We start from the raw sequence: 6,137 nt of genomic DNA on the forward strand, positions 1-6,137 counted from the left end.
TATTTTACCAATTTCTCATTTTCTATTTGTGAATTCTATCAGAAGGGAACTGAGGGATTTTTGAGCAATAAACACTATGTATCTATAACGTTATAGTTTTTGAACACTCTATCTAGTGTTTTTCTCTCAGTCTGAGGTGAGAAATCTTTGGTAGATTTTGCGGGAAAATATTTTACCAATTTCTCATTTTCTATTTGTGAATTCTATCAGAAGGGAACTGAGGTATTTTTGAGCAATAAACACTACATATCTATAACGTTATAGTTTTTGAACCCTGTATCCAAGTTCTCTGTATCTAAGTTCTTAAGAAGTCTATTATATTGTACCTGGTTCTACTTACCTAGTATTTCTATAATTATCTAAAGTCATCGGAAAATATTCAATATGAGTCAAATTCAAACTAGAACCGAACCCATGGTCATTAACATGGGGCCTCATCATCCCTCAATGCACGGGGTGTTAAGGTTGATTGTCACATTAGATGGAGAAGATGTAGTTGACTGTGAACCTGTGATTGGTTACTTACACAGGGGCATGGAAAAAATTGCTGAAAACCGCACCAATACAATGTTTGTCCCTTATGTTAGTCGTTGGGATTATGCTGCGGGAATGTTTAATGAGGCCGTAACAGTAAATGCTCCCGAACAACTGGCAGATATCGAAGTTCCTAAAAGGGCCAGTTATATCCGGGTAATCATGCTCGAACTAAACCGAATTGCAAATCACTTGTTATGGCTTGGCCCATTCTTGGCAGATGTGGGTGCCCAAACTCCTTTCTTCTATATATTCCGGGAACGGGAAATGATTTATGACTTGTGGGAAGCAGCCACAGGTTATCGGATGGTGAATAATAATTATTTCCGTATTGGTGGGGTAGCTGCCGACTTGCCTTACGGTTGGGTAGATAAGTGCGAAGATTTTTGTGATTATTTTCTACCAAAAGTTGATGAGTATGAACGTCTGATTACTAATAACCCAATTTTCCGTCGTCGGATTATGGGATTAGGTGTAATTAGTCGGGAAGAGGCGATTAACTGGGGGCTTTCTGGACCTATGTTGCGAGCTTCTGGGGTAAAGTGGGATTTACGGAAGGTTGACCACTATGAATGTTACGACGATTTTGACTGGGATGTTCACTGGGAGAAAGATGGAGATTGTTTGGCGCGATATCTGGTGCGGATTCGAGAAATGCGGGAGTCGGTTAAGATTATTCGTCAAGCTATAAAAGGACTACCTGGCGGACCTTACGAAAATCTGGAAGCGAAACGGATGGCTGAGGGACCTAAGTCTGAGTGGAATGGTTTTGATTACCAATTTTTAGGTAAGAAAATTCCTCCAACTTTTAAGATTCCTGAAGGTGAGCATTATGTTCGGATTGAAAGTGGTAAGGGAGAGATTGGAATTTACATTATTGGTGATAATAATATTTTTCCTTGGCGTTTTAAGATTCGGGCTGCTGATTTTGTGAATTTACAGGTTTTTCCTCATATTTTACAGGGTGCAAAAGTGGCGGATCTTGTGGCTATTTTGGGTAGCATTGACATTATTATGGGGTCTGTGGATAGGTAAAGCATTCAGCAGTCAGCTATCAGCTATTAACTTATTATCTTGGAAGGAGGAATTAGTCTCCAAGGAAAATTAAAAGTTATGTTTGGATAGTATGACCCAGAAAAAGCTGAATATTTATCAAGAAAATGTTATGAAAAGCCAAAAGTTAGCTAAATCGCCGAGAAGCCTCACGCCATAATCTATGATTTGGTGTGAGATGAATAGGCGGTAAATTAATGGGACTCGACGTCCCATTAATTTACAAATATTATCCTCAAGTTTTGGTCTTTAAAAAAAACTTGTGCTATTATTTTTTTCGATTACGGAAATTTGCCGTTATGCGGACTGCCTATCAATACAAGCTTAAACCTAGCAAAGACCAAATTGCCACCATAGAGTTGTGGCTAGAATTGTTGCGTCGGCAGTACAACTATCGGTTGGGCGAGCGGTTTTCATGGTGCGAAGAAAACCGTTGTCCAGTTAATGCAAGTCCTTTCATAACACCAATTCCTCAACTTACAGATAATCCAGATTATTACTCTCAGAAAAAGGATTTGGTAAATACCAAAGATAAATTTCCTGAGTACAAGTTAATTCATTCTCAAGTATTGCAAGATTGCATTAAACGGGTAAAACTAGCTTTTGATAGGTGGTTTAAAGCAGATAAAAACGGGCAAAAATTAGGCAAACCCAGATTTAAGAAAAAAAACCGTTATCGTAGTTTCACTTATCCTCAAATCAAACACAATTGCATTGTCAATCAAAGAATTGATCTTCCCAAAATTGGGAGTGTAAAGTTGATTCAACATCGGCCGTTGCCAGAGGGTTTTCAAATTAAAACTGTCACAATTAGCCGTAAAGCGGATGGGTATTATGTAACCTTATCTTTGGAGGATAAATCAGTTCCCTATTTCCCTGATGTTAAACTCACAACAGAAAACACGCTAGGCATTGACATGGGATTAAAAGATTTCTTGGTGACAAGCAATGGAGAATCAGTCCCAATCCCTCAATACTATCGCTCATCTCAAAAGCGATTAAGAACTCTACAGAAACGTTTATCACGAAAGAAAAAAGGCAGCAACAGATGGTTAAAAGCTGTCAAGGCTGTGGGCAAACAACATAAAAAGGTTGCCGATAAACGTAAAGATTTTAATTTTAAAACAGCCAATGAATTATTATCAAAAGCTGATGTTATTGCCCACGTAGACGCGGAGCGGCGTGCCGGAGGCAAACTTAAATATTAAACGGTTAACTAAAACTCGATTCAGTAAATCAATTAATGATGCTGGATGGGGTCAATTTCTAACTATTTTAACTGTCAAAGCTGTTAGCGCAGCTCCTCCGCAGGAGGCAAATGCTGGACAGAAAACTATAGCAGTAAACCCCAAAAATACCAGCCAAGATTGCTCGAATTGTGGTGAAAAAGTCCCGAAAAAATTATCCCAAAGAATTCATTCTTGTCCGCACTGCGGTACAGTGATAGACCGTGATGTAAACGCGGCGATAAATATAAAAAATAGGGCGGTAGGGCATTCCGTTCTTAAAGCTCGTGGAGTCCGACGGGATACCGGGACTGCGAAACGAGAAGCTCACACCAAGCTGACGCTATAGTGTGGGAGTATGTCACAAAGATTTATTCATTTTCTGCTTTTGGCTTTTTTATTTTTTTGAAGAAGGAAGAAGAAAGAAGAAAGAAGGACAGTACATGGGTTTATAGATCGATAACTTATGAGTTTTGATCTTATCTGAATCGTATCCTCTGGCGGGGTGCTTCAGGAAATAAATTTATTATTGCTCTCTAAGCAATAGTTAGAAAATTTCACCACTCATCTCCTCTGCTGGGGTGCTTCATAGAATAAAATTATTATTATTATTGCTCTATACGCAATAGTCGGAAATAATGTTTTTGGGAGGGTTGCTTAAAATTCCCTTTATAAAAACAACTTCTGACCTTTACTTCCGACTTAATTATGGCATGGCTACCGGGAAAAAAACTTTACGGCGATCGCTACATTATTCAAAAAGAATTAGGCAAAGGTGGCTATAGTATCACTTATATTGCTAAAACCAACAAAGGAGAGCTAGTAGTTATTAAAACTCTGAAAGACGAGATATTTAAAGACAAAAATCTCACAAATTTCCTAGAAAAATATCAGCAAGACTTTCGAGATGAAGCGTTGCGACTTGCTCTTTGTCAACATCCAAATATTGTGCAGATAAAAAATGTTTTTACAGAGGGAAAACATCCCTGCATTGTCATGGAATATGTAGCAGGAGAAAACTTAGAAAAATTAGTCAAACAAAAAGGGAAACTATCAGAAGATGAGGCATTAATTTACATTCAGCAAATAGGAGAAGCTTTAACAGTAATTCACGCCAAAGGTTTATTACATCGGGATGTTAAACCCCAGAACATTATTGTCCGTAATATTAACAATAATTCTCAAGCAGTTTTGATTGATTTTGGCATTGCCCGTGAATTTATTCCAGACGTTACTTTGACTCAGACTATAGCAGGTTCAAATGGCTTTTCGCCCATCGAACAATATGCCGAAAAAGCAAAACGAGGAGAATTTACCGATATTTATTCTTTAGCAGCAACTCTCTATTATTTAGTCACTGCTGAAGTTCCCATTCCAGCACCCGCACGAGCAGCGAGAATAGCTCTTAACCCACCACAACAATTTAATCCGAAAATTAGCCATCGTTTTCAAGAGATTATTTTTCAGGGTATGGCATTTCATCCGGAAGACCGTCCGCAGTCAGTGGCAAAATGGTTATCTTATTTCAAAGAAGTTAAAAGTCAAAAGTCAACCTCCCCCTTAGCTCAGGAAGAGGAAGTTCAAAGTAGAATTTTATTCAGTGAAAATTCTGATAATAAAATAATTTTGGAAAATTATTTTACATCTGAAAGTTTGGTTAGCTCTTTTAATCAAACAGAAATTGACTATAGGCAACTAGAAAATTTTTTGGCTGCCCAAAAATGGCAAAAAGCAGATGCAGAAACCAGAGAAATAATGATGAAAATTTTAGGTCGAGAAACGAGAGAATGGGGAGCAAAAGCAGAAATAGAAAAATTTCCCTGCACAGACTTAAGTATTATCGATAAACTTTGGATTAAATATAGTAATGGTAGGTTTGGTTTCAGCGTTCAAAAAGTAATTTGGCAGAATATAGGCGGTAAACCTGATGCTGACTATAAAATTTATATGAAGTTTGTTGAACAGGTGGGATGGCGAGTAAATGAAAACTATTTATCTTGGTTTGATTTGAATTTTAATATTAATGCACCAGTCGGACATTTGCCCTGTGGAGTAGGGCGAGGAATGGTAAATTTTGGTATTGCTTTTTTATCTCGCATACAAACTTGCGGACTTGAGGAACCGAAAAATATTTCTCCTAATATTACTGGCAAAACAGAAATAGACTACTCTCCTCTGAGAGATTTTTTAGAAGCTGGAAATTTTCGAGAAGCTGACAAAGAAACTGTAACCTTAATGTTGCAAGTAGTCGGCAAAAATAAAGACGAAAAATTGACTCTTTTTGATATAGAAAATTTTCCCTGTTCGGAGCTAGAGAAAATTAATCAACTTTGGCTAGATTATTCTCAGAGTCGTTTTGGTTTTAGCGTGCAAAAATCTATCTATTTTAATGTGGTAAAAAGTATTGAGAAGAGGTTCGGTAAAAATCGTAAATATTACAAAATGATTTGGCAAAATTTTAGTGAAGCTTTGGGATGGCAAGTGGAAGGTCAGGCAAAATATTATAGCGAACTTAATTTTAGTTTAAATGCACCTATAGGTCATTTACCTGTTTCATGGTGCGTGAAATTTAAAGTGGAAAAATTTGGAGTGGGAATATGGAGAGAAACTTTTTTTAATCGTGTGAATAATTGTCTACTTCATTCAGAAAAATTCCATCTTGAGCAGATCAAGAAAAATTCAATAAAAAATAGAATTAAAATTATCCAAGGTGATATTGCTAAACAGGAAGTTGATGCTATTGTTAATTCTACAGACCGCGCTCTTTCTGCTGGTTCAATGGTATCTAATTCTATTCATAAAATTGCTGGAGTAGAACTTAAAGAAGCTTGTCGAAAATTGATTACTTGTGAATATGGAGAAGCGAAAATTACCAGTGGTTATAATTTATCTGCTAAGTGGGTTATTCATACAGTCCCAGCTAGATGGCAAAGTGGAAATTTAGAAGATAAGAATATACTAATAAGATGTTATAGAAATAGTTTAGCTTTAGCAGAAAAATATGCCATTAAAACAATTGCCTTTCCTACTATTGCTACTGGTGCTTTACATTTTCCGGTGGAAGTAGCAGCAAGAATAGCTATAACTGAAGTGATGAAAATTTTCTTAGAAAGTCAATCTATTGAAAAGGTAATTATTGTTTGCTTCAAGATTGAGGTTTATGAAAAATACTTAGAAGTTTTCCGTGAAATTTTCGAGTAGAAAATAATAGGAGAGTAGGGAGTAGGGAGTAAGTAGAGACGCTGGATCAACGTCCGTACAGAATAGGAAATATCGGTCGAAAGATAGGAAAAAAGCAAAGAATATTTACCCCGTCAGTTGTAC

Annotated in this window: 4 protein-coding genes; all 4 read left to right on the top strand. The window is 36.9% G+C overall.

All coding sequences use genetic code 11. The annotated features are described in order from the left end of the window. Positions 1-384 precede the first annotated feature (384 nt). The 4 genes from ACP6PK_RS09650 (at position 385) to ACP6PK_RS09665 (ending at position 6,014) form a co-directional block, all read left to right on the top strand. Complete coding sequence (locus ACP6PK_RS09650) at positions 385-1,569, top strand: NAD(P)H-quinone oxidoreductase subunit H (protein ID WP_426559415.1); 1,185 nt, start codon at positions 385-387, stop codon at positions 1,567-1,569. Between the two features lie 317 nt (positions 1,570-1,886). After that, positions 1,887-2,795, top strand: coding sequence for an RNA-guided endonuclease InsQ/TnpB family protein (locus tag ACP6PK_RS09655; protein ID WP_426559416.1), 909 nt, complete (start codon positions 1,887-1,889; stop codon positions 2,793-2,795). Continuing rightward, complete coding sequence (locus ACP6PK_RS09660; RefSeq protein ID WP_426559417.1) at positions 2,770-3,162, top strand: RNA-guided endonuclease InsQ/TnpB family protein; 393 nt, start codon at positions 2,770-2,772, stop codon at positions 3,160-3,162. The genes ACP6PK_RS09655 and ACP6PK_RS09660 overlap by 26 nt, the downstream gene beginning before the upstream one ends. 359 nt (positions 3,163-3,521) lie before the next feature. Next, positions 3,522-6,014: a GUN4 domain-containing protein gene (locus tag ACP6PK_RS09665; RefSeq protein ID WP_426559418.1), complete on the top strand. Its 2,493-nt coding sequence runs from the start codon at positions 3,522-3,524 to the stop codon at positions 6,012-6,014. Positions 6,015-6,137: the final 123 nt, after the last annotated feature.

Origin of the sequence: Dapis hubbardiae BLCC-M172 (assembly GCF_050016015.1) — a bacterium.
Taxonomy (GTDB): domain Bacteria; phylum Cyanobacteriota; class Cyanobacteriia; order Cyanobacteriales; family Microcoleaceae; genus Trichodesmium.